The organism is Salibacterium aidingense DSM 18341, from assembly GCF_000429685.1.
GTDB lineage: Bacteria > Bacillota > Bacilli > Bacillales > Marinococcaceae > Salibacterium > Salibacterium aidingense.
Genome location: NZ_AUCI01000014.1, coordinates 35244 through 61569, shown reverse-complemented (window position 1 = coordinate 61569; position 26326 = coordinate 35244). Strand labels below are relative to the sequence as shown.

Here is a 26326-nt window from a genome sequence, read left to right as displayed (position 1 = left end):
GACTTTTACTCCGATCCTCCCTCATTCATTTCCGTGCATAGGGGAGTTATTCATGCGTCATATACGAAAAAATACCATTACGGCTTATTTATTTTTACTTCCTTGGCTTATCGGCTTCTTCGGTCTTGTCTTAGGACCGATGGTCAGCTCGTTGTACTTGTCCTTCACAGAATATGACCTGTTGACTGCACCTGAATGGGTGGGCCTGCAAAATTTTATTGAAATGTTCCAGGACTCGAATTTCTGGCAGTCGGTCCGCGTGACCTTAGGTTTTGTTCTGATCGGTGTGCCGGGCCAGTTATTTTTTGCGTTGTTCATTGCGTTACTCTTAAACAAAGGTTTAAAAGGGATCGGGCTTTACCGGACCGTTTATTACATTCCCTCGCTGCTCGGCGGCAGTGTAGCGATTGCCCTGCTCTGGAAAAATATTTTTGGATTCGAAGGAATTGTGAATGATTTTCTAGCCATTCTCGGAATTGAAGGAAGAAGCTGGGTGTCTCACCCCGATTACGCGCTGTATACGCTAATTATTTTAGCCGTGTGGCAGTTTGGAGCTTCGATGGTCATCTTTCTCGCCGGGTTAAAGCAAATTCCAGGCGAACTGTATGACGCCTCTGCGGTAGATGGAGCCGGGAAATTTTCTCAATTTAAATCTATTACGATTCCGATGTTAACCCCGGTTATCCTGTTTAATCTCGTGATTGAATTAATTAAAGCGCTGCAGGTATTCACGCCGGCATACATCGTGAGTGAAGGCACTGGAGGACCGAGCGGCTCTACATTATTCTATACCCTGCTGCTGTATCAGAAAGGCTTTTCCTACTTTGAAATGGGCTATGCCTCTGCGATGGCGTGGATCCTGGTCCTTGTATTAGCAACGTTAACAGCCCTGATCTTCTTTTCATCAAAATATTGGGTGCATTATGAAAATGGAGGGTCCTGAACATGACTTGGTCCTTACCGCTTAGAAAATTCCTGCTCTATGCGTTTATTATCATCTTTGGTTTCGTTATGCTGTACCCGATCATATGGCTGCTGGCGAGTTCTTTAAAACCGGAGAGCCTTATTTTTTCAGAGCCGGGGTTATGGCCGTCGGAATTTACCCTTGAAAACTATGTAAAGGGGTGGAATGCCGTAGGGGACGTTACCTTCGGCCTGTTTTTCAAAAATTCTTTTGTAATAAGTATTATTGCTGTCCTGGGCAATCTTCTTACCTGTTCAATGGCAGCCTTTGCTTTTTCCAGGCTGGATTTTCCTCTGAAGAAAGTGTTTTTTTCCTGCATGCTGTTGACCATCATGCTTCCCACCCATGTCACATTGGTACCGCAGTATGCCATCTTTCATAACCTTGGCTGGATCAATACGATCCTGCCCTTAACCGTGCCCAAGCTTTTAGCAACCGATGCGTTTTTCATTTTTTTGATGGTGCAGTTTTTCCGGGGAATCCCAAAAGAATTGGATGAAAGTGCCATTATCGATGGCTGCGGCCCGTTTCAAATCTATTCCCGCATCATTCTGCCTTTGGCGGAACCGGCGCTGCTGACTACCGCCATTTTCACTTTCATCTGGACATGGGATGACTTTTTCAGTCAGCTCCTGTACTTGAACACCGTGGAGAACTTTACCGTGCCTTTAGGATTACGTTTATTTTTGGATTCGCAGGGAGAATCGTTGTGGGGAGCGGTTTTTGCGATGTCCGTTTTATCCCTGCTGCCGATCATGATCTTATTCTTCTTATTTCAGCGGCAGATTGTGGAAGGGATTGCCACCACGGGAGTAAAGGGGTAATGATTTTAGCGGAAAGGAGAAAACCGTTATGGTCAAGAACCACGAGATACAAATCCGGGATCCGTTTGTGTACCCGGAGCCGGAAGAGAAGAAATATTATCTATTCGGCAGCACGGACCCTGACATATGGGGAAAAGGAACGGGATTTGATGTTTATATAGGAAAGGACCTTGAGAATTGGGAGGGCCCTTTCCCCGTCTTCCGGCCGGAAACTTCCTTTTTTTCCGAGGATAACTTCTGGGCTCCGGAGGTATATCCCTATAACGGAGACTATTATATGTTTTCCACCTTTTTACGAAAAGACAATAACAAACGCGGTACTGCTGTGTTGAAATCCAATGATTTACTGGGGCCGTTTCTTCCGCACAGCGACGGTCCCATTACCCCTGCCTCCTGGTTTTCACTCGATGGGACCCTGTATGTGGATGAGAAGGAAAAACCGTGGATGGTTTTTTGTCACGAATGGGTGCAGGTCGGGGATGGCGAAATATGTGCCGTTCCCATGACAAGGGACTTAAAAGAAAGAGATGGAGAGCCGGAACTATTATTCCGCGCTTCCGAGGTGCCCTGGCCCACCCCTTTTCAACATCCCCGCCACAAAACATCTGTCAGCAATTATGTGACGGACGGTCCGTTCCTTTATAAAAATACAAATGATGACCTTCTTCTGCTCTGGTCCAGTTTTAGGGAAAACGCCTATGCGTTGGGTATCTCCAAATCTATCAGCGGCCACATTACCGGCCCCTGGGAACACAGACCACAGCCGGTATATACAAACGACGGCGGCCACGGCATGCTGTTCCGGGATTTTGAAAACAATCTGCGGTTGGCTTTACACGCCCCAAACACTACGCCCAATGAGCGGCCTATCTTTGTCCAGGTAAACGAGCTGAAAGTTTGAAAAAAGTTATACGAGAAGAAAGGAGTTGGCGGATGATATGAAAAAGAAGTATGTAGTGGTAGGTACCGGAGGAAGGGCTGAATTTTTTTATGGAGCTATTGCCCGGGACTTCAAAGATACTGCTATACTAGCGGCGTTTTGTGATATAAACCATACAAGAATGAATTATGCGAATTCCTTATTACAAAAGCGGTATGACCATCCCCCAGTAGCTGTGTATCCCACCGCTGCCTTTAAAAACATGATAGAAGAAGAAAAACCGGACATCGTCATAGTTACCAGTGTGGACCGGACGCATCATGCCTATATTATACAGGCCCTGGAATTGGGATGCGATGTCATCACCGAAAAACCGATGACCATCGATGAAGAAAAATGCCAGGAGATTCTGGATGCGGTGCAACGCACCAACCGCAGCGTCCGGGTTACTTTCAATTACCGGTATGCCCCTCATAATACGAAAATGAAAGAACTGATCGAATCCGGCATCATCGGTGACATTTACTCGGTTCATTTTGAATGGGCGCTGGACACGAGGCACGGGGCTGATTACTTCCGGCGCTGGCATCGTGATAAAAACAACAGCGGGGGTTTACTCGTTCACAAATCGACCCATCATTTTGACCTCGTTCATTACTGGCTGAATACAGAACCCGACGTGGTTTATGCCAATGGCGGGTTACGGTTTTATGGGAAGGAAAACGCGGAATCGCGGGGAGAAACCACCTTTTATCAACGCGGCACAGGCAGTGAAGCGGCAAAGGAAGATCCTTTTGCCCTGCAGCTGGATCAACATCCCCATCTGAAAGCGATGTATCTCGATGCCGAACACGAAGATGGCTACCAGCGGGATCAAAGTGTATTCAGTGATGGAATCAGCATCGAGGACACACTCGGAGTGCTGGTTACGTACAAAAATAAGGCTATTCTTACGTATTCCTTAAACGCTTACCTGCCGTGGGAAGGCTTTATCGTTTCGTTCAATGGGAGCAAAGGCCGGATCGAGATGCGTATCAGGGAACAGTCTTATATTAATTCCGGCGGAGCCAAAACAGAAGAAGGGGCCATTGCCGAAAAATCCATTACGGTGATGCCTATGTTTGCTCCCCCGTATGACGTCGATATAGAAGAGGGGGCCGGTGGACACGGCGGCGGGGATCCTCTTCTGCTCCACGACCTTTTCGGGGAGCCATTGGGCGTCCGGGATGAACGGTCTGCTTCTCATATCGATGGGGCGCTGTCGATATTAACCGGAATCGCCGGAAACCAATCATTACGTACCGGCCAAGCCGTAAATGTAGATGAATTAGTAAGTTTTAAAAGGTGAAGAAGCAGGGCTCGCCCTGTTTTTTATACCCTGCTCCTAATAGGAGGGGGTAACTACCCCAACATCCGATCTCGTTGTAAATCCCGCTGCACTGAAGGTCAGCTCCTGGTTTCCATGAATCGTGAAGGAATACGGCTCCTCCTGATAAAAAAGGCTGCCTGTTATCGTCTGGATACTCATCCCAGTAATGGATTGCAAACGACCTTCCCGGTCTGCGGCTACCCGGATACCATTCGGGAATTGATAGAGCAGCCTGTCATTTTTGTAAACTCTGGATTCCTGAGGGGTGTTCACTAATTCATACTCATCACCATCTATTTTCCTGCGGTAGGCGGTGCTGCGGCTTCCTTCCGCCCCCTTCTCCACACATGGCGGGACTAAACCGGTGAACCAAATCTTGCTATCGGGGCGTACCATGATGCCACAGTAGCGTTCGATGATATCCAGGGTGCTGATAATAGCCGGAGAATAACCACTTGTAAAACCGGCTTCTCCTGTCCACGGACTGATACACTGCGAGAAATGGGTCATTCTCGTGAACGCGTCCAATATTTGTTGAGAGATCCAGGAAAGTTCCACGTGATGCTGATGATATTCAAATGCATGAGGGGTGCGCAGCACGGATAAGAAATTGGTAGGACCGGCCCAGCTGTTATAATGCGAAAACGGGTCAAACCTCGGATCATCCATTGCGATCGAGGTCAACGGATAATTCGCATAGAATTTTCTCGTATTCAGCAGATAGCGCTGCAGTGCTTCTTGAAAGAAAGCGGCGTCTCCAACTTCACACGCCATCACACGCAGAAGAATATCCGATTGAATCTTTACTTTCTTCCCATTTCGATCGATATCATAGAAAAAATGGTCTTCCTCATCGAAACAATACGTCATTAAACTATGAAACGAGGCTTCGGCCGCTTCCTTCCACTGATTCGGTAAGTTTAGCTCTTCGGCCATGACGTCGCTATACGTTCGCTGACAGAAAACATTCGCTGTTAAATCCGGTGCCAGAAAAGGCAGGACTGGAGAATGGGGATGGCAGCGGCGGGGGTCTTGTAAATAGGGAGTATCCGGAATATGCCAAAACCGCGGGGATAAATCATGCCCAGTATCAAAGGTACAAAAAGCTTCCACGCAGCCTGTCTTCCTTGTATCTCTATACTGAACCAGCCACCGATCAAACCTTTCAACAGCCTGATACATTTTATGTAAAAATGATTCGTCCGGATGCAATAAATAATGATTCCATACTGATCTTGCTAAAGGAGTAACCATTTGAATCTGCCGGTAAGCGGGGCCGTCCGCCGTTACTTTATAGGGAAGCAGTCCATCCTCCAGCTGGTTATCGGCAAACATTTCAAACGTCGCTTTTGATACGGACGGCATGAATCGTGATAATACTTCCGCGCTGATGGTACCCGTGCTCTCCAGCCAGCACCCCGGATAAACCCCGCCTTCCAGCAGGACCGGGGTTCCATTGAAATCAAACGTTATACATTCAAATAATTCTTCGACGGCACGTTCAAACGTTCTCTCCAATTCCCTATTATTACAAACGAAATGTACCCCGGATTCAAGAAATTCTCTATGCAGCGGGTTATTTTCCTGCAGCGGCAGCGGCTTTTTCAATCGTTTGCGAATGGTATCAAACATGACAGAAGTCCACCCCTTTCCTTTATTGATTATAAGTATAACGGGAGCTTTGTCTGTAGGAAATAAAAAAAAGTAAGCGTTTCCTCAACAAAAATAATACTTTGTGCTTCTATGCTTAGTATTTTAAGAAAGAAAGGTTTCCGGTGAAAATAATGAAGAAATTTTTATCCATGTGTAATAACCTTACGATGGTGACGGTGATCAGTTTTGTTGTGATTCACGTCTTATTTTTAACCAGTGTCACGTATATCTCCTATAAAGTTTTTTTCGAATTCACGTCAGAGGAAATCAGTGAAACCCGACTTACGTTATTAAATGAAAGGGTAGAAAAGGTATCTAATTTTATAAATAGTATCAGTGATGCCGGGGTGTATGTGGCACTGAATAATGACGTGAAACAAATTTTTTCCAACACACAATTAACGAGCTATGAAGCGATTGTGGAACAGCGGGAGCTGACGGAACTATTAAATACCTTATTAAGCTTTAAACGAAATATTCATTCGATCAATATTTACACGGATCGTTATGAGGAGTACCCTACGGTCTCCGGCAGCGCTGTGTATTCTTCTGATACGCCGAAAGAGGAGGATTGGTTTCAAGTCATTAATGAAATGGATAATGGCTGGGTTCCTAACCATACCTCCAGGAACGGAGAGGAAATTATCAGTTACATTCATCGTTTATCAGACAACTACGGGAACACGATCGGGTATGTGAAGGTGAATGTTCTGGTAAGTACGATTATAGAAGCGATGTCTGGCGGAGAAAACATTCATCCAAACAAGGATTCTTACATTTTGGTGGATGCGGGAGAACGGGTTATTCTGCAGGACGATGGCAGCACCGAGGAATCGATCACAAACCAGGTGGTTTCGAGGCAGAATGGAACCTATAACAAAATAAAACCAAGGTATGCAGACGATTTTAATTACCACAACATTTTAAAGGAAGGAAATCTGAATTACTTGTTTATGATTTCAAGTGAAACGTACAATCATTGGCGGCTCGTGCACATTACACCGATGGATGTCCTCTACGAAGAAACCAAAAAAATTGGCTGGAGTGTCATGGTCATCGGACTCATCGGGCTGCTTTTTTCTATTCCTTTGGCCATTTGGGCAGGAAGAAAACTCATTTTTCCCATCAACAAAATGATCCGCGGGATGCGGGAAGTCGAAAAAGGGAATTTTCATTACCGGCTGGGAAGTCATTATATTGAGGAATATAACATTCTTTCAAAAAATTTCAATAACATGGCGGAAAGGTTAGAAGAAAGCATCAAACAAATAGATAAAGAGCATAAAGGAAAGCGCGAAGCGGAGGTCAAAGCATTACAGGCTCAGATCTCACCTCATTTTCTTTATAATACCCTGGAAATGGTACACTGGAGAGCACTGGATTATAAGGCGGAGGACATCAGCTATATGGTGAACCAATTAAGTAAAATGTTCCGCATTGGCGTGACCGGCGGACGGAAATTTATCCCTCTGCGGGACGAACTGGTGCATGCGGACTGTTACATCAATATTCAAAAAGCCCGTTTTCATATGGACATCAGCTATACCATCGATATCCCCGCGGCCATGAAACGATTATATGTCTCCAAAATTATTCTCCAGCCCTTTATCGAAAACTCTATTAAACACGGCTTTCCCCGCATGCCCGAGACCCGGCCGGAAATACGTGTCACCGCTTTTTATAAAGAAGATACGTTAAAACTTCAAATCATCGATAATGGAAAAGGGCTCCCTGAGGAACTGCCTGCGCAAGAAGCTTCAGGAATCGGGATCAAAAATACCCAGGAACGAATCTGGCTCTATTGCGGCTCTACGTTCGGGGCCACCCTGTACAGCAGAGACACACAGGGAGTCATCGTGGAGATCACTCTCCCCATTATTAAAACGCAGACAGAAGCAGAGGACTATTTAAATGAACGATAAGAAAAACGAATCCGGGAAAACCGTCCTAGCTTCGTCCTTTTTAACTTCTGCTTCACCTAAGAATTCTGCTGTATTTACAGCATCCGCTGCAGACGGGACGCTTTCCGCGGGCACGACTCGAGCCATTCAGGCTCGTTGGAGGAGACTGAGGCCATGCCCGCGGAAAGCGAATCTGCGCAGGATTACCGTCCTTTTATTCAACCTGCCACATTAAAGACTGCTGACTTTACTTTTTTCATTTTTTTACACTCCTTGGGTTACACACCCGGAAAATCAGCAAAAATTGTATCTATTCTTATAACTAAGAAAGCGCTATATACATTTTCATAGCATTCTAGAAAGGAAAGGAAAGATAAGATGAGGTCTGTCTTTATTGTAGATGACAATGCACACGTCATTGACGGCTTAGTTGAGCACGTGCCCTGGGACACATTGCATACGTTTGTAAAAGCTTCGGCTGTGACGGGCGAAGAGGCCTTCGAACAAATGAAACAAGACCCGCCGGATATTTTGATAACCGATATTTACATGCCCGGCATGGACGGACTGCAGCTTATAAAAAACATTCGTTCCGCTTTTCCCGACATCTATATTGTGATCCACAGCGGGTTCGATCATTTTGAAAACGCCCGCCAGGCCATGAAATACGGCGTCCAGCATTTTCTTTTAAAACCGAGTACTGTAGAAGAAATCTCCACGGTGGTCCGTGAAATTACAGAAGATATCGAGGTTCACGAAACGCAGCACGCCTTGATGAAACATTATAAAGAACATGTAGCTGAGTACCATGAACAGATGCGGCAGTCTCTGTTCCGGGAAATGTTAGCTAAACAAATGAAAAGTGCGGATGTTCCTGCAGAGAAGCTCGATTTGCTTCATCTTCAGAAAAACTTAACCAACGTAGTGTTAAGTATTTCATTCATCCGTCCGCCGTACCTAAAAAAATCGAAAGAAAAAGAGTGGCAGCTTAAAAAATTTGGCTCAGAAAATATTATTAAGGAAACCATTACGAAAGAAGCGGGAGCTAACGATATCGATACGCAGATCATCGACTACTCCGATTCCATGTTTGTTATTATTTTTCTTACGAAGGCAGATCCTCCTGCCTTTCCCGACCTGTGTAAGGATATCTCCGAGGCGATATTGAAAAACATTTTAATATTCATGAAAATTTCTGCCGTAGCGGGGATCAGCAAAGAAAGGCCCGACTTATTTCAAATCACGGAGTCCTTCTGGGAGAGCCAGAAAGTGTTAGAAATCGGGGAATACAGGGAGATCAATAAGGTATATAGTCCGCAGGATTATTCGGAAGAACAGCCGGGGGAAGAGATAAGGTATCCCATTGAACTGGTAAAGGATGTTCAAGATGCCGTGCACCAAAAAGAGTATAACAATATATTTGACGTATGGCACCGTTTAGAACACGATATCGCCATGGAGCAGAGGTATCCTTTTATTCTCATCCAAAACCTGTGTCTCAGTATTATAAGCACGATCATTCTCCAGGAAAATAAAAACCGGGAGAACGAAAGCAGCTCCCAAATCATGGCTCATTATATCGAAGACATGTACGCGAAATCTTCCCCGGAGGAAATCGTGGAGTGGCTGGAAGATATTATTTCGGAATGGAGCAGGAGCACAAAAGCGGAATTAAACAGTAAAAAAAGCCACAAGTTAATTGAGGCGGTGAAAGAGCACATCGACCAGTATTATGATCAGGAGCTGACCCTGTCCGATATTGCCGGTTCTTTATATGTGAACAGAAACTATTTATCTCAATTGTTTAACAAAGGTACCGGGAAAACATTCGGTACGTATTTAAACGAACATCGAATCGAAAAAGCCAAAGACATCTTAAAAGAAAACCAATACATGATTTATGAAGTAAGTGAAATGGTCGGCTATCAGAACCCCACTTACTTCAGCCAGGTGTTCAAGTCTATCACCGGCGTCAGCCCTTCTTCCTTTTACAAATAAGAAAAATAAGGGGAGAGAGGAAAGCTGGAGCCTCCTGTCACGTATATTCTCCAAAGCCTCCTGGATGACGCCCATAATAAATTTCGATCAAGCCTATTAGAGACAGGAGTCGGTGGAACGTGTCTAAGAAACGAAGAAAAGAGCCATTCTGCAAGCTTCAGCTTGTTATATTGTCCAATATATCTCATTAATGACCATTATGATTACCTTATTTCTTTCCTGTGTCTCCAATAGGTTGGTTATAGACATTTTGATTCGGAGAATGTCCATTATGTCCTTGCCGGTATCTATTGCTTTCGGTTCTCCCAGGTCATCAGCCCGAGAAAGATAGCACTCGTAACCATGCTGCCCGCTGCCGGAGCTATGATGTCATCAGCCTCTGGGTTCGTGGCACCTAACATAGAGCCGATAATGGTGACGGCAATGAATAGGACCGCTGCTATCATACATGCTTTCATTTCAAGGGTCTCCTTTTCTTATTCGGGATCCTGGATGGCAAACATCAGCTCAAGCTCCGCGGCTGTCGTGTCGCCTACTTTCGCTGTTCCTTTGCCTTTGCCTATTTTTCCGCGCAGTTTTGTGATTTCTGTTTCCAGGGTAAGCTGGTCTCCGGGTTTCACCTGCGATTTAAAACGGCAGTTCTCGACACCTGCAAACAATGCCAGCTTGCCCTTGTTTTCTTCTTTTTTCAATATCGCTACCGCTCCCGTCTGCGCTAACGCTTCAATAATAAGAACTCCGGGCATTACTGGATAATCCGGGAAGTGTCCGTTAAAAAATTCTTCGTTCACCGAAACATTTTTCAGGCCTACCGCCCGCCTTCCTTCTTCCAGTTCCGTGATTTGATCAATAAGCAAAAAAGGGTAGCGGTGCGGGATTATATCTTTAATATCATCAATCGAGAGCATCCATATCCTCCTCCTTACGTATCTTTTTTTCGCGAAGCCCCTGTCTTCCGCTTCTGACTGGATTACGATCTTTCCTTCCTTCTAAGAGAAGAACTTTTTTTAAAAAAAGACTCTCATGTACCACAAGAGTCTGTCCGCGAGTATTATTCTCCATGAATGAATTCGAAAAATTGTTCCCAGGTTTCCCACTTCAGGATCTGAAAAGAATCTCCTTCTCCCACCAGCGCGTAGCCTGTAATCAAACCTCCCAATAAACTGACTGCCAGCACGGCCAGGACGATCAGGAGCCGGGCCCAGATGGGAACCAGACGTAGACGTTCCTTTTTTTGGCGCGTTCTGGTATCAGACGAGGCTTCTTGTTCCTGTTTATCGTTTTCTTGGGTTTTTGCTTGTCTAGATTGGGTTTGTGATGTTTCTTCGTTATGAGTCATAATCATAATCTCCGTTAAGTATAATACCATCCACTAGCCGCGGATACTGTTTATCAAGCCCATCATCTGATCTCCCTGACTAATAGCCCGGGCGTTAAAAGAATAATGGCGCTGTGTATTCATCATATCGGTCATTTCCTGTCCCATATCGACATTGGACTGCTCCAGAGAACCCTGTGTCACCTGGGCTTCTTCACCAGCAGCGAACTCGATGACATCTGCTTCCGCAAAGCCAAGCTCTGCCAGATCCGGGAGGGAATAATTGTTGCCGCCCGCGCTTTCAAGCAATTGAGGCTTTGTAATACGGGCCAGTTCCAATTGACCAACTTCTACTTCTTCTCCATTTTCCAATACTGCCTCCAAGGTTCCATCTTTCTGCAGGGAAAAATCACCGGCTCCGGCTGGGATATTCATTCTTTCCCCGTCTGCTCCCAGCAGATAATCCCCCTGATTATTTACGAGCGTCCATGTTCCCGGGTTTTCCGGGTTTTCAGATAAATAAAATGATCCGTCGCGGGTATACTGGGTCTCAGCTTCCCCGTCCGCCATCGATTCTACCTGGAAAAACTGGTCTCGTTCCGTAATGGCAAAATCCAATTCTCTCTCTGTCTCTTTTATACTGCCCTGTTCCAGGCGCAGCGCCGTTTGGGCCACTGCCGCTCCAGTGCCGGTCCTCAGCCCGCCGGGAGTTATTCTGCCCGCATCATTTCGGGGATCCGTCTGGTTGTTTACCTGTTGAAATAACATGTCCGAAAACGTAGTCTCCCTCCGCTTATAGCCGGTCCGATCGCTGTTGGCCAAATTGTTGGAAATGCCGTCCAGCTTTTGCTGAAGCTGTCCCATCGTATTGGCCGATGATAAAACGGATGCATACATGATGCTTGTCCTCCTCTATAGATAATACCCAACGCAAAGTACTCGTGTTTAACCTAATCTGCCAATATCGTTTGCTGCACGCTGCATGCTCTGATCGTAGGTCTGCAGCATCCGCTGATTGGACTCAAAGATTCTGTACGAATTCATAAGCTGTGTCATCGTTTCGCCCGGATCCACATTAGACCGTTCTAAAAAGCCCTGGTTCACCTGATAGTCGATCTCTTCATTGCCGATGGCACTGGGAAGAACAGCTCCTTCCTCTTCCCCTTCCAAACGCAGAAGACCGCCGCCTTCTTTGACAAGATCATTGGCATTTTCCGCGTATGCAACAGCCAGCTGGCCGATTTCTTCTCCCTCTTCATCGGTCACGGTTCCATCCGCTGCTATCGTAAAATTCTCATTGCCGACATTTAGGGGGTCTCCGTCTTCTCCAAGGACATAGTTGCCTTGACTCGTCGTAAGAAACCCTTGTCCATCCACAGCCCAGTTTCCATTTCTGGTATAACGCTCTTCTCCATCTGCATTCACAGCTCTAAAAAATAAAGCTCCCGGTTCTCCTTCCTCTCCTTCTGGAAGAGCTTCCTGCCAAAGAGCCGCATCCGTCTGGTTTTCTGTTTCCCGCAGGTCCCCCTGACTGAAGTTCTGGGAGCGGTCCTGCATATAAACACCCGTGGCCAATTCTCCAATCGGAGTAGAACGGCGGCCCGGCACATGATCCAGGTTCTGTGCCTGAATCAGCATCTCTGGAAATGTACGGTTAGAGCCTTGATCTTCTTTATACCCCGGCGTGTTAATATTCGACATGTTATCTGACAGTCTTTCCGTCTGCCGCTGCTGGGCCAGCATACCTGAAGCTGCACCGTAAAAACCTCTGAGCATGGATAGAACCCCTTTCTTCCCGCTTTTAAATCTTCACTTTTTTGTTCGACATTTTATCCAGGTTTTCTAAAATAATGCCTGTGCCGTTCGCAACACAATTCATTGGCTCTTCCGCAATAATGACAGGAACCTTAAGCTCTTCACCAAGCAGCTCATCGATCCCGTTCAGAAGAGCTCCGCCTCCGGTCAGAATTACGCCGCGGTCAATAATATCAGCGGACAATTCGGGAGGGGTCTGTTCCAATACGTTTTTCGCGGCCTGGACAATATGATTCACAGATTCCATCAATGCTTCAAATATTTCCCGGGAATCGATTGCAATCGTACGGGGAAGGCCATTCACCATATCACGTCCGCGGATTTCCATTTCGCGGCCGGGACCATTCGGTGCCACGGTAGCCACCTCTTTTTTCACTGTTTCCGCTGTGCGTTCGCCGATTAATAACTTGTAATTCTTTTTAATATAGTTCAATATATCCAGGTCAAATTGATCACCGGCTGTTTTTATCGAATTAGCCGTTACAACGGATCCCATCGATAACACGGCAACGTCCGTTGTGCCTCCTCCGATATCCACGACCATGTTTCCGCTTGGCTGGAATATATCCATTCCTGCTCCGACCGCGGCAACCTTCGGCTCTTCCTCAATAAATACATTCCTGCTGCCGCTCTTTTCCGCCGCTTCTATAATCGCTTTTTGTTCCACTGATGTAATATTGGTTGGGCAGCATATTAGTATTCTCGGTTTCGACATCATACTCTTGGCATTGACCTTTACAAGGAAATGATTCAGCATTGCTTCGGTATGATCAAAGTCGGCAATAACACCGTCTTTCATTGGTCTTGTCGCTATAATATTTCCAGGTGTTCTGCCAACCATGCGAAACGCTTCCTCCCCCACAGCCATGACGCTGCCGCTCTGCCTGTCAATAGCTACGACGGAAGGCTCATCTAATACAATACCTTGTCCTTTTATATGTATAAGCACATTTGCTGTTCCCAAATCAATGCCAATATCCCTGCCAAACATGCCCTCATTCCTCCTATCGATTTACAACCGCATATGATGAGCCGACGCTTTTCTGCTTAGTATTGCATAAAAAGACACCGTTCATGCTTCGTTCTATAAGACGTTAGTCTCTAAATTGTTATTTTATCATATTTTTGCGAAAAGCGGAATATATCAAATGCTAATGTCGAAGAATTGATTTACAAAGACTGTCTAAAAGAAAGGGGCTTGTTCTTTTAAGACAGCCTTCACCGGGTAGGTTTAGAGGGAGGGCTCCTTTTCCAGAGTCTGACGGTCCTTCTCATATTTGGTTCTTGTCGCTTCTCCTCCTCGCAAATGACGAATGGATTTATGATACTCCAGCACATGTTTCACTTCTTCTGCAAGCTCCGGATTAATATCCGCCAACCTTTCTGTTAAATCTTTATGAACAGTGCTCTTCGAGACTCCAAATTCTTTAGCTATTGTTCGAACGGTTTTGCGAGTTTCGACAACATACCTGCCCATCTTGATGGTCCGTTCTTTGATGTAATCATGCACACCACTCGCCTCCTACTGCATTCTTGGTGAATTAGTACAGTTTATTAAAGAGAGGCGGCAGATATACCAAAAAGTCTGATAGGACAAGGGGTTAAAGGATATAAATTTTTTAATAACCGAAAAATTCTGAAGAGATGCCCGCCCAATCCCTTGCTGGTGAGCATTGGATAGGGTTTAATAAGAAGTGGTTTTTCCGGAATTTTTTCCCGCTGCCTCTAATAAATCACCGAGGGTCTGCTTGTTGCGGTATTTGAGATGATAACATAATTCAATAAACAAGGAAGCGGTAGTCAGGGCGTCCCCAAGCGCGCTGTGGCGTTCGTATATATTAGCACCAAACTGACGCGCATAATGAGTCAGATCCCTCATATCCCATGAGGGATTTAAATAACCAATGATATCGAGGGTATCCACACCTATTGGTTCTTGGCATGTATGCTGCCAGCGCTGCAGTTCTTTTTTCAGCACCATGAGATCAAAGGCCAGATAATGGCCAATCCATCCTTGGCTTTGGTTATCTTCCACAAACTGGTAAAACCTATTTACCGCTTCGAGAGAACGGGGCGCATCCTTCACATGGGTTTGTCGAATGCCGGTGAGGTCCATTATTTCCCGGGGAATATCGCGATCCGGATTGACATATGTCTGAAAAGTATGTTCTGTCATCTGCAGACCCTTCACCTGCACAGCGCCAATTTCAATCAGCCGGTCCCCGCCGCTCACGGCAAATCCAGTCGTTTCCGTATCAAAAACCGTAAATGTCATGTCTTCTAAAAGGGTGTTCAGCGGTATTTGTTTATTTAACCTGTAAGGGAGATTTCTTTTTTTCCAAAACATGGTCTGCCGACTCCTTTATTATGTCATCCCAAACGTAGTTAACACTTTTGTCTGCAAAGAACGCAGTGTTTTTAAGGCGATAATGAGAGCTTCTTTGTCACTGGTTTTCATCTGCGTAAAGAGGATCTCACTTGAATTTCCTTCTTTTCGCTGGTACCGGCTCCACGATTGTTCCATTCGTATTCGTATCACTGTTTCGTAAGCGAATCTCAGGTCTTCTGCAAATGTCTCCTCCATTTCATGTTTTTCCTGGAGGGCTTCTATCATGTCCAGCGGCATTTTCCCAAAGATATTATGATGGGCGGCAAGAATCTGAAGGCAGTGATGAAAAGGGAAAAGTGCATGTTTTTTTATATCGATGTGATGTCTTTTTACCCGGAATAACGCACGAACAGGGTGATCCAGGGAAGGGACAGGCTGAAGTCTTTCCTGTCCCGCCGCCCGGTATAAAAAGATCCTGGAACGTTCAAACTGCTGCTCCACAGCAGTAAGAAACTGCTGATGAAGGTGCCGATTTCCGTATAAAAACCGAAAGGCCAGGAAATTATGGCCAAGCAGAATGTTTTGGTTGGTGGCCCTAAGCCCCCATATCCGAAGACGGTCCCCCCAATCAGAAACGGACCCCCTCCAATTCGATTCACTAGCCATCATATTGCCATCGCAGCGCTTATAGCCAGCCTTTTCCAGATAAAGGACAATTTCATTTCCAAGGGCACGAAAATATTGCTCTGCTTCCCGTTTTTCCTCTTCATTCCCGGGTTCTCCGTAGACGAGAAAATGGTCCTGATCAGAAAGCATAAATTGTTCGCCGCGGCCGCCGCTTCCCATTAAATAAAATGCGTAAGGCAGGGGAGGCTCTCCGTGTTTCTTCCGTATTTCTCTTTCTGCTATATCTGCGCACTGCCGGACCAGCCGGTCATACAGCCTGGTCACCACTCTGAGAATATGCAGAGCTGGGATCCTATCGTGCAGCAGGGTCTCCAGAATATCGTAAATAGCATATTTAATATCCGGAAGATGCGCGGCATCCGCTGTCTCAATTTCTTTAAGAATATCGAATTTGCCGCGGTTTTTATTTTTTAATAAGTCAGAAAGGGTGATCACGCCGACCACTTTGCTGCTATTATAATCGTCCGTAACAGGCAGGTGCTTAACTCCGTTCATTAAAAAACTTGACATCGCTTCATAATAATAGGCCTGTCTGGTTATAACGTATGGTTCCCGGCTCATGATAGATGCCACGGTCTCTGTTCCTGCTTTTTGCGAAGCTGCGATCCGCTGTACCAAGTCCTTTTCCGTAATGATCCCAGTCATCTCCCCAGAATCTGCCTCCACAATAATGGAACTGGCACTTTTCTGTATCATTTTCTCGGCTGCTTCGGATACAGGAGTGGATTCTGAAACAATCACCGGAGGCGTTGTCATCATGTCCTGTACCCGCTGAATAAAGGGATCGCTTTCTCCCCACCTGGCGGCTAAGTGAACCTGTTCCGCAAGCGACGTGTAGATATCCCGGAGACGAACCGATACCTGTCGAAGCACATAATCCCGTACTTCTTCCCGATGCCAGACGGCCTGCAGGACATCATTTGGAATGTGCAGACAAACGGCTTTTTCCACCGCCTGTACCTCGACCGTGTATGGGTTCTCCCTAACTGCCGGTTCCCCCAGAAAATCAGCAAGACTGGAAAAACCAATAATTTCACCTGGTTCAAGCACTTCCAGCACTTCATTCTTCCTATCATTTTCGTGAAAGGACACATACACTTCAGTTACGCCTTCCAGCATCAAAAGAAAGCCGTCTCTCGGGCTTTGGGAATATAAAATTTTTTCGGCCGTTTGATATTCCCGGAGCTGGCAGCGTTCCATTAAATCACCAAATTCAGCGGCACTTGTGCCGCTGAATAAGGGATGTTGATTCACTTGCTTAAAATACGGATTAATTTCCTGTTCCATCGTTCATCCATACCTCACCATCTTTGTAGGTCATTTGTTCCGGATACCGCAGATCAATGACATCATCCTGAAGATGCTGCGGCGGGGCCGGTGTATTTTTGGAAACAAGAACGCAGGCCAGGAAGTTGATTGGTACGCCGATTAAGCCGGCCCCTGTATCCTGAATGCCAAACAGCATGATACCATTCATCGCCAGGAAAATATAAGTGAGCGTACTGGCCAGACCAATCAGCATGCCGGCAATGGCTCCCTGGGTGTTCATTCGTTTCCACCAGATTCCAAGGAACAATACGGGGAAGAATGTTCCGCCCGCCAGCGCGAAGGCCCAGGCCACAATTTGAGTGATAACTCCCGGAGGATCCAGGGCGACCAGACCAGCTATAACGGTAGACAGGACAATCGCAATTCTTCCCGCTCTCAACCGTTTGGCATCTGTTGCATCCGGCTTCAAGAGACGGTAGTAAATGTCATGCGCAAAGGAAGACGAGATAGTGATTAACAAGCCGCCTGCCGTCGATAAGGCAGCAGCCATAGCTCCGGCAGCCACAAGTCCGATCACAAACATTCCAAGGTTGGCAATCTCCGGCGTTGCCATGACCACGATATCTTCCCCAACGGAAAGCTCTGTCCATTGTAAAATACCGTCCCCGTTTTGATCCGCCGTTTCCAGAAGCCCCGTATTAATCCAGCTCTGTGTCCAGCCCGGCAGTTCATCCATCGGGCTTCCGGCCACCTGTGTCATCAAAATGAACCGGGAAAAGGCGGCATACGCCGGTGCCGACAAGTAAAGAACCCCGATAAAAAGCAGGGCAAACGCACCGCTCCAGCGCGCCGCTTTCATTGTACTTACCGTGAAGAAACGGACAATGACGTGCGGAAGCGCTGATGTGCCAACCATTAAAGTAAACAATAGGGCAATAAACTGACTTTTATCACTTTCGGCAAAAGGAGCGAAATATTCTGACAATCCCAGCTCTTGATCAATCTGCCCAATTTCATCTACCACCGTTCCATATGTGAGCCAGGGCAGGGGATTTTGAGTAACCTGCAGAGACATGAATATAATGGGAATAATATAGGCAATGATCAAAATCAGGTATTGGGCGACCTGTGTCCAGGTTACCCCCTTCATTCCGCCGAGGGTGGCATAAATCGCAATGATGACCACCCCGATCATCGTGCCGTACATCGCCGGGATATTAAACAGTCTTCCTATAACCACCCCGGAACCGGACAACTGCCCGATAATATAAGTAAAACTAATAATAACGGTCGCAATGGCAGCGATCAACCGTGCTGTATTACTCAAAAACCTGTCCCCAATAAATTCAGGCACCGTAAACCGGCCGTATTTCCTAAGCTGCGGGGCTAATAAGAAGGTAAGCAGCAGATAGCCCCCCGTCCACCCCATAATATAGGCAAGACCATCATAACCAAGCGCCATCAGAGTACCTGCCATACCAATGAAGGAGGCAGCGCTCATCCAGTCCCCGCCGATCGCCATCCCGTTCCACAAAGGCGGGATGCCGCGGCTTGCCACGTAAAAATCGGAAGTAGCTTTTGCTTTATTATATACCGAAATGCCAATATATAATGCAAACGTTGCTAAAATTAAACCTAATGATACCAGCATCTGCGAATCCATTAAATTTCCCCCCATTTTTGTTTTTTAAGCAGTTATTCTTCGCTGGTTTTTCTATTACTGATTGCTGTATTTGCTGTTTCATCTATTCCGTACTTCTTATCGATACGGTCACTTAATATGGCATTTAAAAACAGGCATAATATGAAGACAATGACAGCCCCCTGCGAGCCCATATAATAATGGAACTCCACTCCTAAAAATTTGAATTGGGAGAAAAATTCAGCAAATGCTGCCACACCAAATGACACCAGGAAACCGATACTCAAAAATACAATAATTAGTAGGGTCCTTGTGCGGAAATACGCCTCTGCCACATCCTTTTCCACTTTTTTCAACGTAAACACCTCCATTTAGTATGTTAATCTCTTACTACGGACGTCCACTCCCTTATAAACTGCATCCCTCCTTATTTGTAATCGCTTTCAAAAATGCCTTGTAACATTACCTTAATCCAAATATCATCTGAATGGTGTCCCAGAATGGAAGGGGAACCATTATAATTTGGATAAGGAGGTAAATTCCCATTGCTGCAAATGGGACAGTTAATAACAGTGGTTTTTTCCACTTGATCATGCCGACTATCGAAGCAATCGCCAACACCCAGAAACTGATAAGTATCGCCATCTATCTACACCTCTCTTTTTATGAAGGACTATACAGTTTGGCAAAGGTTCGTTTACCGGCTAACTGTTTCTAATCAGTTTGTTGTTTGTTATAATACACATTATTTCAAATTTTCTGTGGTATCGTCAACTAATTTTTTCTAAAAAATTAACAAAAAGTTCACTTTTTTGATACACTTCGTTTTTTATGTAAACAAAGATAAGAGAATGGAACTCTGACGGGGACTCAGACCGGTAAAATCCCTAAAAGCAACCGCCCATCAGGCATACCCCCGGAAGATCCTGCCCTTGCCTTTGTATGGACGATGCGGACATTTATTCCGTTAAGTGGCCGTATAAACGGGCTGTGGCATCTTTTTCGGACATTTGTGCCGCTATTCGGACTCTATGGGCGCTGAAGCTGGCTCTCGAAAACACCAACTTTTTAAACTATCTTATCTAACAAAAAAAAGGCCGTCCTTTTTGGCACGGCCCTTTTCGATCATTATTCTTCGGTATCTTTGTCTTCTTCTTTCTCTTTCTCTCCCTCTTCCCCTTCTTCATCTCCGTCTAAAATCGGGAATTCTTCCAGGGTGGAGGAATCTTCATCCGGATTAGCCTCTTCATCCTGAGCAAGTTCTTCCTCATTATTGTCAGAGGTGCTTAATGCCTGGAGAGACTGATGAAACGCATCGTTTGGATTAAGCGGATCGCCGTCTTTGCGGATTTCAAAATGGGCATGAACCCCAGCGTCACTGTTATACAAATTTTTTGCCGCCATTCCAAGAACCGACCCCTGCGTAATCGTATCTCCTTCTTCCACTTTTACATCTTCGAGACTGCTGTAAGATGTGACAATATCTTCAGTATGCTTAACATCTACGACCTGTCCAAGAATTTCGTCTTCTTCTACATTCACAACCTCGCCAGTAGCTGCTGCTGTAACTTCAAATGATTCGCCGTCGCTGCCGGCGATATCAATGCCTTTGTTCTGATAGTACATATTATTATAATACACGAGAGCGTCCTGTTGTTCTTCAGCTGCTGCATCATGATCGTAATAATACCCTATGATATCTACACTCTCTTCATCAGTAACCGGCATTTGCATCGTCTCATCCCCGGAAGCAGTCGGCATACTGTCCTCTTCGCCTGTCTCGCCATTACCACCTGCAAAGTCTTCTTCTTCTCCAATCGGCTCTTGTTCCTCTTCTGCCTGATCTGTTCCTGCCGGACTTTGAATAAGGAAGTAAGTACCTAACAGAACAGCACAGGCACTCAAGTAAGCCGCCGGCCAAAACCATTTATTTTTTGACCATTTCCGCAGCTTGCTTTTCGCTCCTTTGGTTTCGCGGGCAGCAGACTGCTGTTTTTCTTTATCTTTCATAATTATCACCTCAGCACCCATTGTGATCAGGTGCGAGGAAAATTATACCTTTTCCTTTAAAATTATAAGAAATTTTTGTTATTTGGTTTCTTCTGTAAGGATGGAAACGGCCGAATTTGCTCTCCTTAGCTGTTTTTCATAAGAAAAGCGCAAGGCGTCCGCCTGAATAAAGGTTCTTCTATTAAAACCTGTACGTCAGCGGAACCTCAACACGGCGAGCTGAAACCTTCCTGGCTTACACGATTGGTGTTTCGAGACAGGAGCGATTTGAAAGTGTTCAATAAACGAATATTAATGCCATTTGGCAAGCGTTGGCTTTTTATTTTGTCCTTTATATCTCACAATCAGCCATTTTATCTTCTTTCTTCCATCTTGTGTCTCTAATACAGCTATTTATAGACATTTTGATCCAGAGAATGTCCGATACCTCTTTGAACTGTGCCAATTCCTTCGAAAAACGGCCGTTGAGAACCCCGCTTAACCACCGTCCTTGTCACTTAGAAGTTGACTGCCAGAGCACAAGGGCGATTTCGGCTCTTGTACTCGCCGCTCTTGCACTCCAGCGTACAAGCGTCGTATCAGCTCCTTTCGGATGGCTGTGTCTCCTTTGCACTCCAGAGCACAAGAGCGACATCGGCTCCCTTTGGATCGCCGTGTCTCCTTTGCCGTGGGCACGAACGTTACTTAGACTTCTGCTTTCCCTACGATAAACTGGATATTTCCACGCCTTTATAATAATGCTTTACGATTTCTCTATAATTTTTTCCTTCTTTCGCCATTCCATCCGCGCCATACTGACTCATCCCGACCCCGTGACCCCAGCCTTTGGTTGAAAAAATCACGTTATTGCCTTCGCGGGTGATCGAAAAATCTGCTGAGTCCAGTTCCAGCTTCTCGCGAATTTCCCGCCCGTTAAACGTTTGATCCCCCAGTTCCAGTTCTTCCACCCGATTTCCATCGGTACGGCTTAGAATCGTTCCTGCTTCGCCGTTTTGCAGAGAAACACCCAGGGTCTGCTCCAGTTCTTCCACCGGAATTCGTGTTACGTTTTCGTAACGGGGAGATCCTTTGTCCCAGGGACTTTCCACACTTTGCAAATAAGGCTCAGAGTTTTGCCAGTAGTCCTCCGCATTCTCCGTATACCCATTGCTCGTTGAAAAAAAAGCTGCTGTAATTGGTTGTCCCTCAAACGTTAACACCTGCCCTGCTGTGGCAAGTACAGCTTCTTTCACCTTATCCATCTTCCACTCATAGTCTTCTCCCCATTTTTCCTTTAGTTCCTCTTCACTTTGATATACTTGATGCATGGGAGTATCTGTCACCAAAGCTCCTTCTGGAAGGTTAATTTCAGCGGGGGAAGCCATTTGTTTGGCGGCATAGGTTCTTGCCGTCAGCGCCTGGGCTTTCAGTGCTTCCATTTCAAATTCTGCCGGCATTTCCGAGGCCACTACCCCGGCTACATATTCTTCTAAATTCATTTGTTCGACCGTTTCTGTCTCACTCCGGAAGACCGGTATGCTTTTTTCCCTTTCTTCTTGTTCCAGCTGAGTTAATGGCTTTTGCTCTGAATCCTCTGCCGTCTCCCCGGATTCAGTCCATGTTTTTTCACTCTTATCCGGAAGTCCCACAAACAACACGGGGATAAGAAAAAAAAGGGTAATGAGAAGCACGGAGACAAGAACTCCCTTTTTCATGCAAACAGCCTCCTGTTCCTAAACATACTGCCGACACCTTTTATCTGTATGCCGCGTTCCCTGAAGGTATGACCGCCCATCGAAGCAGCTGTCGTTCTTTTATAATATTCCGTTATTTTCATGAGTCTTTCCACTTCCCTCCACCGGCAGAGCCTTTTTTACAAAAGCAGCAGGAACGTAATCATTTCCACAAAACAAAAAAAACCAGCTGCTATATAGCAGCTGGCTGTTTGATTTTTTAATTGTTAACGGTTCGTAGTACTTCTTGTTCTGTGGCGGCGGCTGTTTCATCCATGTCGGAGGTTTCTGCTACTTCGACCCGTTCAATTCTTGCTCCCAGACTCTGCAGTTTTTTGTGAAAGTCCACGTAACCGCGGTCCAGATGTCTGAGTTCGGTTAACGCTGTTTCCCCTTCTGCCACCAGGCCGGCAATGATCAGTGCAGCACCGGCGCGAAGATCGGTCGCTGCCACTTCGGCTCCCTGCAGGCGGGTCGGCCCGCTTACAATAGCTGCTCTTCCTTCAATCTTTACATCCGCATTCATACGGCGGAATTCTTCCACATGCATAAAGCGGTTTTCAAACACGGTTTCTGTGATAACAGCCGTACCTTTGGCCTGGGTTAGCAGAGCCATAAACTGGGCCTGCATATCAGTTGGGAAACCGGGATGCGGCATTGTTTTTAAATCAACAGGACGTAAAATATCCGGTCCGATAACGTTCATACCATTATCATGATCCTCAATGATCACGCCCATTTCCCGAAGTTTAGCCACAAGCGGACGGATATGCTCGTGAATCGCTCCTTCAACAAACACCTCGCCGCCGGTAATCGCTGCGGCGATCATAAAGGATCCCGCTTCAATCCGGTCAGGGATGATGGAATGAACAGCGCCCTGCATTCGTTCGACCCCTTCAATCCGGATCGTGCCGGTGCCGGCTCCGCGAACCTTTGCGCCCATCGCGTTTAAATAATTGGCAAGATCAACAATCTCCGGCTCCTCTGCCACGTTTTCCAGAATGGTGGTGCCTTCAGCCAAGGTAGCAGCCATCATTATATTTTCCGTGGCTCCTACACTTGGGAAATCCAGATAAATCCGGGCTCCCTGCAGCCGGCCTTTCACTTTGGCTTCAATATAGCCATTTCCGATTTCCACCGTTGCCCCCATTGCTTCAAATCCTTTTAAATGCTGGTCAATGGGGCGGGATCCAATAGCGCAGCCGCCGGGGAGCGCAATATGAGCGCAGCCTTTTCTTGCAAGCAGCGGTCCCATTACTAAAAAGGAAGCCCTCATTTTACGAACATACTCAAACGGAGCTTCTGTTGTCAGTGACCCGCTTGCGTTCGAAGTGAATACTCCGTTATCAAAAGTCACATCCGCATCCATATAGGTCAGTACATTTTTCATTGTAAATACATCAGCTAAAGTTGGGACATCATATATAGTGCTCGTTCCTTCTTCAGCAAGGAGAGAAGCGGCTATCACCGGAAGTACAGAATTTTTTGCTCCTTCTGCTTTTACCTTTCCTTTCAGCCGCTTCCCTCCTTTTACTAATATTTTTTCCAACGTATTCCCCTCCGCGTCCGTTTATTGTTCTATATTGATTCTGAAAATAAAAACTGGGTCTCCTGCTCAGCTTTTATCTTTTGATACAGGCAGGATAAATCACTTTGTTTTATACATATTCATTAGTCCAATTAGGCGTGCCCTGTCCGATTAGGAAACGGGTGCCCATTCTTCTGTATCCTGTGGAAGCTGCCATTTATGAGTCGTTGTATTTCATCAGGGGTTACACATTCATTTAACCTGGTGCCTTTATTTCCCGACCCGATTCTTCTTAAATCTTCTTTCTTCGACAAAAAAAAGCAGTAAAAATGAATACAAGCAAAAGTTCAGCGGCTTTCATGAAAACTTTGCCTGTAAACGGACAAACATTGACATACTTACCGGGATTCACCTTTTCCATCATATATCCTCTTATTATTCATTTTCACCGTTGCAAAGAAGGACATACATGGAAGATGAAGGGGCATCTTAAAAAAGATACCTTAACATTAAGGACCCCTGTAAATATTCAATAAAAAACGAACTGACCAGGTGGCTGACCGCGATGGTAACAAGCACCATAAGCAGTTTCGCTTTCGGTCCTTCCGGGTTGCGGACAAAAACATCAAATCGAAAGGATTGTAAACTCCACCAGACAATCACTAAAAAGATAAGATTCACAGTAATATGTAAGACCGCTTCCTGCCCTTCAGGATTCATTTTGAAAACTCCTTAACCGCCTTGTTTGACAGTCCGAAATGTATCATAGGGCATTTTCCTGAAAATAAAAAGAGCCCTTTTACCCATCAATCACATCAACTCATTATACCATGAATTGTTTAAATCTTACATATAGAGATTTGTAATAAAAGTGAACTCCGGAATTTTCAGCAAAATTTTAGTCTTCATTACCATGACACAAAAGATATACCACCATTATAATAAAAATAAACAGACGTTTGTATATAAAATGAATATTTTTTAAATTTATATTACATTCAAGAGCAAAGTTGTAACTTAGTTGTAATATCAAATTAAAAATGAGAACGGTTTATAAACCCTATATTTTCAAGGATTTCACCTCTTTTTCCAATCTTATGTTCGTAGGTATTTAGTCCCTTCCCATAGAAAGGGAAGACATGAATACGTAAAAAATGTAAAGATAGCTGCTTTGGTTATGGAAAAAGTCTGAGCTTCCCGGAAATATGAGATAATGCATAAGGGTATCAATTCTACAAAGAATATGCTGGGAAGGCAGGGAAAATAATAAATTTTCTAGATATTTCTTTATTTATGCAGACACTGTGTATTATGGAAAGGAAAATATTACCATATTTCGTGCGTATATCAATACAATGGAACATATGTAGGGAGACATAAAAAAAGAAGCCCTGCAGCATGAAAAAATTATTTTTTCCATTGTTTACATCGTGCATGCCTTTGTCCCTTTACTCGTCTCTTCTTCAAAAATACCCGCAGCCTTATTTACCCCAAAGCCGTTTATTATTTCCCGAGAAATATCCCGAAAAAATACAGAATAGAAAGGGAGCCTTTGTCGTATATGGCGACCACATGTGGAAAATAGGTACCTTATAAAAAACGACGAAGAAACCCGGGCAGCTTTTGTTTGCAGTGCTTACCTCTGTCGCAGTGGAGGCTGTCATCAGCTGATGGACAGAGCTGTTGCTGGATCAGCCGGAGGTACTGGAGGACGCTACAATGGAACTATATTGAATTAACGGGCTCCATGGGCATCCTGGAGGACACTGCTTCTCCATTTCTTCAAAAAAAAGCTGTTCCTGGCGCTATCATACAAGCGTGGAACAGCTTTTTGATATTCCCCCCGATTTCAAGCGTCCTTAAAACTCCCGATTTCCCATGAGCGGGAGTTGGCGAACGCGGCTTACACCATTTGGTTTGGGCCTGCACGAGGCGGAGCACAAAGGCGGGGCAGGACGAGTTTGTAATGCAGCCTTTGTACTTTATGATATGAATTTATCCATTATCTGCCTGCTACATCGAGTCTGGTTGAGGCTCGTTTTAGTGCAAGCTGTGCTCTTTTAAAGTCGATATCTTCCTGCGTGGCACGGTCGAGCCGGTCCTCTGCCCGTTCCTTCGCTCGTTGGGCACGTTCGACGTCAATTTCCGACGGGTTTTCAGCCGCTTCAGCGAGAATCGTAACGCTGTCCGGACGAACTTCAATAAAGCCGCCGCTTACCGAAACAAGATTGATTCTTGATTCATATTTAAGGCGGACGGCGCCTACCGAAAGCGGTGCTACCAGTGGGACGTGTCCCGGGAGAATGCCCAGTTCGCCACTTTGAGAACGAGCACTCACCATTTCTACGTCCCCTTCATAAATCGCGCCATCAGGAGTGACAACATTGACATTTATCGTCGACATGATTAATCCTCCTTATCCGCATT

At 45.5% G+C, this 26326-nt stretch carries 25 protein-coding genes; 6 read left to right on the top strand and 19 right to left on the bottom strand.

Translation table 11 applies throughout. The annotated features are described in order from the left end of the window. Positions 1–52: 52 nt before the first annotated feature. Genes G475_RS0114290 through G475_RS0114275 form a run of 4 tightly spaced genes read left to right on the top strand, consistent with a single transcriptional unit; the run spans position 53 to position 4016 of the window. Positions 53–943, top strand: coding sequence for a carbohydrate ABC transporter permease (locus G475_RS0114290; RefSeq protein ID WP_026701870.1), 891 nt, complete (start codon positions 53–55; stop codon positions 941–943). A gap of 2 nt (positions 944–945) precedes the next feature. After that, positions 946–1788: a carbohydrate ABC transporter permease gene (locus tag G475_RS0114285; RefSeq protein WP_026701869.1), complete on the top strand. Its 843-nt coding sequence runs from the start codon at positions 946–948 to the stop codon at positions 1786–1788. A 28-nt stretch (positions 1789–1816) separates the two neighbouring features. Continuing rightward, complete coding sequence (locus G475_RS0114280; RefSeq protein WP_026701868.1) at positions 1817–2689, top strand: glycoside hydrolase family 43 protein; 873 nt, start codon at positions 1817–1819, stop codon at positions 2687–2689. A gap of 37 nt (positions 2690–2726) precedes the next feature. Continuing rightward, a complete protein-coding gene (locus tag G475_RS0114275; RefSeq protein ID WP_026701867.1) occupies positions 2727–4016 on the top strand; it encodes a Gfo/Idh/MocA family oxidoreductase in 1290 nt (429 codons plus the stop codon). Positions 4017–4052: 36 nt separating this feature from the next. Here G475_RS0114275 and G475_RS0114270 read toward each other — a convergent pair whose 3' ends face one another. Beyond that, positions 4053–5669, bottom strand: a complete 1617-nt coding sequence (locus tag G475_RS0114270; RefSeq protein ID WP_026701866.1) for an MGH1-like glycoside hydrolase domain-containing protein — start codon at positions 5667–5669, stop codon at positions 4053–4055. 152 nt (positions 5670–5821) lie between these two features. On the opposite strand from G475_RS0114270, the gene G475_RS0114265 reads away from it, so the two are divergent. After that, entirely contained in the window at positions 5822–7612 is a 1791-nt protein-coding gene (locus tag G475_RS0114265; protein ID WP_156911713.1) for a sensor histidine kinase, read from the top strand. Positions 7613–7969: 357 nt separating this feature from the next. Continuing rightward, on the top strand, positions 7970–9589 hold the full coding sequence (locus G475_RS0114255) for a response regulator transcription factor (protein WP_026701864.1): 1620 nt from the start codon (positions 7970–7972) through the stop codon (positions 9587–9589). 287 nt (positions 9590–9876) lie between these two features. On the opposite strand, the gene G475_RS27265 is transcribed toward G475_RS0114255, so the two are convergent. The 18 genes from G475_RS27265 to G475_RS0114155 all read right to left on the bottom strand — a co-directional run bounded on the left by G475_RS27265 (position 9877) and on the right by G475_RS0114155 (position 26303). After that, positions 9877–10047: a hypothetical protein gene (locus tag G475_RS27265; protein ID WP_156911711.1), complete on the bottom strand. Its 171-nt coding sequence runs from the start codon at positions 10045–10047 to the stop codon at positions 9877–9879. A gap of 18 nt (positions 10048–10065) precedes the next feature. Further along, positions 10066–10497, bottom strand: a complete 432-nt coding sequence (gene fabZ, locus G475_RS0114245; protein ID WP_026701863.1) for a 3-hydroxyacyl-ACP dehydratase FabZ — start codon at positions 10495–10497, stop codon at positions 10066–10068. A 143-nt stretch (positions 10498–10640) separates the two neighbouring features. Further along, a complete protein-coding gene (locus G475_RS0114235; RefSeq protein ID WP_051302539.1) occupies positions 10641–10928 on the bottom strand; it encodes a DNA-directed RNA polymerase subunit beta in 288 nt (95 codons plus the stop codon). A gap of 33 nt (positions 10929–10961) precedes the next feature. Next, positions 10962–11804: a flagellar hook-basal body protein gene (locus G475_RS0114230; protein ID WP_026701861.1), complete on the bottom strand. Its 843-nt coding sequence runs from the start codon at positions 11802–11804 to the stop codon at positions 10962–10964. A gap of 48 nt (positions 11805–11852) precedes the next feature. Next, the gene (locus G475_RS0114225; protein WP_026701860.1) at positions 11853–12683 is read right to left on the bottom strand and encodes a flagellar hook-basal body protein; all 831 of its coding nucleotides are present in this window, start codon (positions 12681–12683) and stop codon (positions 11853–11855) included. A 25-nt stretch (positions 12684–12708) separates the two neighbouring features. Continuing rightward, positions 12709–13713: a rod shape-determining protein MreB gene (mreB, locus tag G475_RS0114220; RefSeq protein ID WP_026701859.1), complete on the bottom strand. Its 1005-nt coding sequence runs from the start codon at positions 13711–13713 to the stop codon at positions 12709–12711. Between the two features lie 240 nt (positions 13714–13953). Then, positions 13954–14232 (bottom strand): sporulation transcriptional regulator SpoIIID, encoded by a 279-nt coding sequence (gene spoIIID / locus G475_RS0114215; RefSeq protein ID WP_026701858.1) that lies wholly within the window; start codon positions 14230–14232, stop codon positions 13954–13956. A 174-nt stretch (positions 14233–14406) separates the two neighbouring features. After that, positions 14407–15069 (bottom strand): 3'-5' exonuclease, encoded by a 663-nt coding sequence (locus tag G475_RS25175; protein WP_035711282.1) that lies wholly within the window; start codon positions 15067–15069, stop codon positions 14407–14409. Positions 15070–15087: 18 nt separating this feature from the next. Continuing rightward, a complete protein-coding gene (locus G475_RS0114205) occupies positions 15088–17025 on the bottom strand; it encodes a DUF294 nucleotidyltransferase-like domain-containing protein (RefSeq protein WP_035711280.1) in 1938 nt (645 codons plus the stop codon). Beyond that, on the bottom strand, positions 17009–18670 hold the full coding sequence (locus G475_RS0114200; RefSeq protein ID WP_026701856.1) for a sodium:solute symporter family protein: 1662 nt from the start codon (positions 18668–18670) through the stop codon (positions 17009–17011). The genes G475_RS0114205 and G475_RS0114200 overlap by 17 nt, the downstream gene beginning before the upstream one ends. Before the next feature lie 32 nt (positions 18671–18702). Beyond that, on the bottom strand, positions 18703–19005 hold the full coding sequence (locus tag G475_RS0114195) for a DUF4212 domain-containing protein (RefSeq protein WP_026701855.1): 303 nt from the start codon (positions 19003–19005) through the stop codon (positions 18703–18705). A 106-nt stretch (positions 19006–19111) separates the two neighbouring features. Next, a complete protein-coding gene (locus G475_RS0114190) occupies positions 19112–19294 on the bottom strand; it encodes a hypothetical protein (RefSeq protein WP_026701854.1) in 183 nt (60 codons plus the stop codon). 483 nt (positions 19295–19777) lie between these two features. Next, positions 19778–20659: a M23 family metallopeptidase gene (locus G475_RS25170; RefSeq protein WP_035711279.1), complete on the bottom strand. Its 882-nt coding sequence runs from the start codon at positions 20657–20659 to the stop codon at positions 19778–19780. A 701-nt stretch (positions 20660–21360) separates the two neighbouring features. After that, a complete protein-coding gene (gene spoIID, locus G475_RS0114180) occupies positions 21361–22353 on the bottom strand; it encodes a stage II sporulation protein D (protein WP_026701853.1) in 993 nt (330 codons plus the stop codon). Next, a complete protein-coding gene (locus G475_RS27910) occupies positions 22350–22475 on the bottom strand; it encodes a hypothetical protein (protein ID WP_267880108.1) in 126 nt (41 codons plus the stop codon). The genes spoIID and G475_RS27910 overlap by 4 nt, the downstream gene beginning before the upstream one ends. Positions 22476–22591: 116 nt before the next feature. Then, the gene (murA, locus tag G475_RS0114170; RefSeq protein ID WP_026701852.1) at positions 22592–23920 is read right to left on the bottom strand and encodes a UDP-N-acetylglucosamine 1-carboxyvinyltransferase; all 1329 of its coding nucleotides are present in this window, start codon (positions 23918–23920) and stop codon (positions 22592–22594) included. A gap of 468 nt (positions 23921–24388) precedes the next feature. Next, positions 24389–24619, bottom strand: a complete 231-nt coding sequence (locus tag G475_RS0114160; protein WP_026701851.1) for a DUF1146 family protein — start codon at positions 24617–24619, stop codon at positions 24389–24391. Positions 24620–25901: 1282 nt separating this feature from the next. Continuing rightward, complete coding sequence (locus G475_RS0114155; protein WP_026701850.1) at positions 25902–26303, bottom strand: F0F1 ATP synthase subunit epsilon; 402 nt, start codon at positions 26301–26303, stop codon at positions 25902–25904. Positions 26304–26326: the final 23 nt, after the last annotated feature.

Bases quoted from the DNA above. Each gene is read 5' to 3' on its own strand.
- G475_RS0114290 (WP_026701870.1), top strand. From the start codon at position 53: ATGCGTCATATACGAAAAAATACCATTACGGCTTATTTATTTTTACTT.
- G475_RS0114285 (WP_026701869.1), top strand. From the start codon at position 946: ATGACTTGGTCCTTACCGCTTAGAAAATTCCTGCTCTATGCGTTTATT.
- G475_RS0114280 (WP_026701868.1), top strand. From the start codon at position 1,817: ATGGTCAAGAACCACGAGATACAAATCCGGGATCCGTTTGTGTACCCG.
- G475_RS0114275 (WP_026701867.1), top strand. From the start codon at position 2,727: ATGAAAAAGAAGTATGTAGTGGTAGGTACCGGAGGAAGGGCTGAATTT.
- G475_RS0114270 (WP_026701866.1), bottom strand. From the start codon at position 5,669: ATGTTTGATACCATTCGCAAACGATTGAAAAAGCCGCTGCCGCTGCAG.
- G475_RS0114265 (WP_156911713.1), top strand. From the start codon at position 5,822: ATGAAGAAATTTTTATCCATGTGTAATAACCTTACGATGGTGACGGTG.
- G475_RS0114255 (WP_026701864.1), top strand. From the start codon at position 7,970: ATGAGGTCTGTCTTTATTGTAGATGACAATGCACACGTCATTGACGGC.
- G475_RS27265 (WP_156911711.1), bottom strand. From the start codon at position 10,047: ATGAAAGCATGTATGATAGCAGCGGTCCTATTCATTGCCGTCACCATT.
- fabZ (WP_026701863.1), bottom strand. From the start codon at position 10,497: ATGCTCTCGATTGATGATATTAAAGATATAATCCCGCACCGCTACCCT.
- G475_RS0114235 (WP_051302539.1), bottom strand. From the start codon at position 10,928: ATGACTCATAACGAAGAAACATCACAAACCCAATCTAGACAAGCAAAA.
- G475_RS0114230 (WP_026701861.1), bottom strand. From the start codon at position 11,804: ATGTATGCATCCGTTTTATCATCGGCCAATACGATGGGACAGCTTCAG.
- G475_RS0114225 (WP_026701860.1), bottom strand. From the start codon at position 12,683: ATGCTCAGAGGTTTTTACGGTGCAGCTTCAGGTATGCTGGCCCAGCAG.
- mreB (WP_026701859.1), bottom strand. From the start codon at position 13,713: ATGTTTGGCAGGGATATTGGCATTGATTTGGGAACAGCAAATGTGCTT.
- G475_RS25175 (WP_035711282.1), bottom strand. From the start codon at position 15,069: ATGTTTTGGAAAAAAAGAAATCTCCCTTACAGGTTAAATAAACAAATA.
- G475_RS0114205 (WP_035711280.1), bottom strand. From the start codon at position 17,025: ATGGAACAGGAAATTAATCCGTATTTTAAGCAAGTGAATCAACATCCC.
- G475_RS0114200 (WP_026701856.1), bottom strand. From the start codon at position 18,670: ATGGATTCGCAGATGCTGGTATCATTAGGTTTAATTTTAGCAACGTTT.
- G475_RS0114190 (WP_026701854.1), bottom strand. From the start codon at position 19,294: ATGGCGATACTTATCAGTTTCTGGGTGTTGGCGATTGCTTCGATAGTC.
- G475_RS25170 (WP_035711279.1), bottom strand. From the start codon at position 20,659: ATGAAAGATAAAGAAAAACAGCAGTCTGCTGCCCGCGAAACCAAAGGA.
- spoIID (WP_026701853.1), bottom strand. From the start codon at position 22,353: ATGAAAAAGGGAGTTCTTGTCTCCGTGCTTCTCATTACCCTTTTTTTT.
- G475_RS27910 (WP_267880108.1), bottom strand. From the start codon at position 22,475: ATGAAAATAACGGAATATTATAAAAGAACGACAGCTGCTTCGATGGGC.
- G475_RS0114160 (WP_026701851.1), bottom strand. From the start codon at position 24,619: ATGAATCCTGAAGGGCAGGAAGCGGTCTTACATATTACTGTGAATCTT.
- G475_RS0114155 (WP_026701850.1), bottom strand. From the start codon at position 26,303: ATGTCGACGATAAATGTCAATGTTGTCACTCCTGATGGCGCGATTTAT.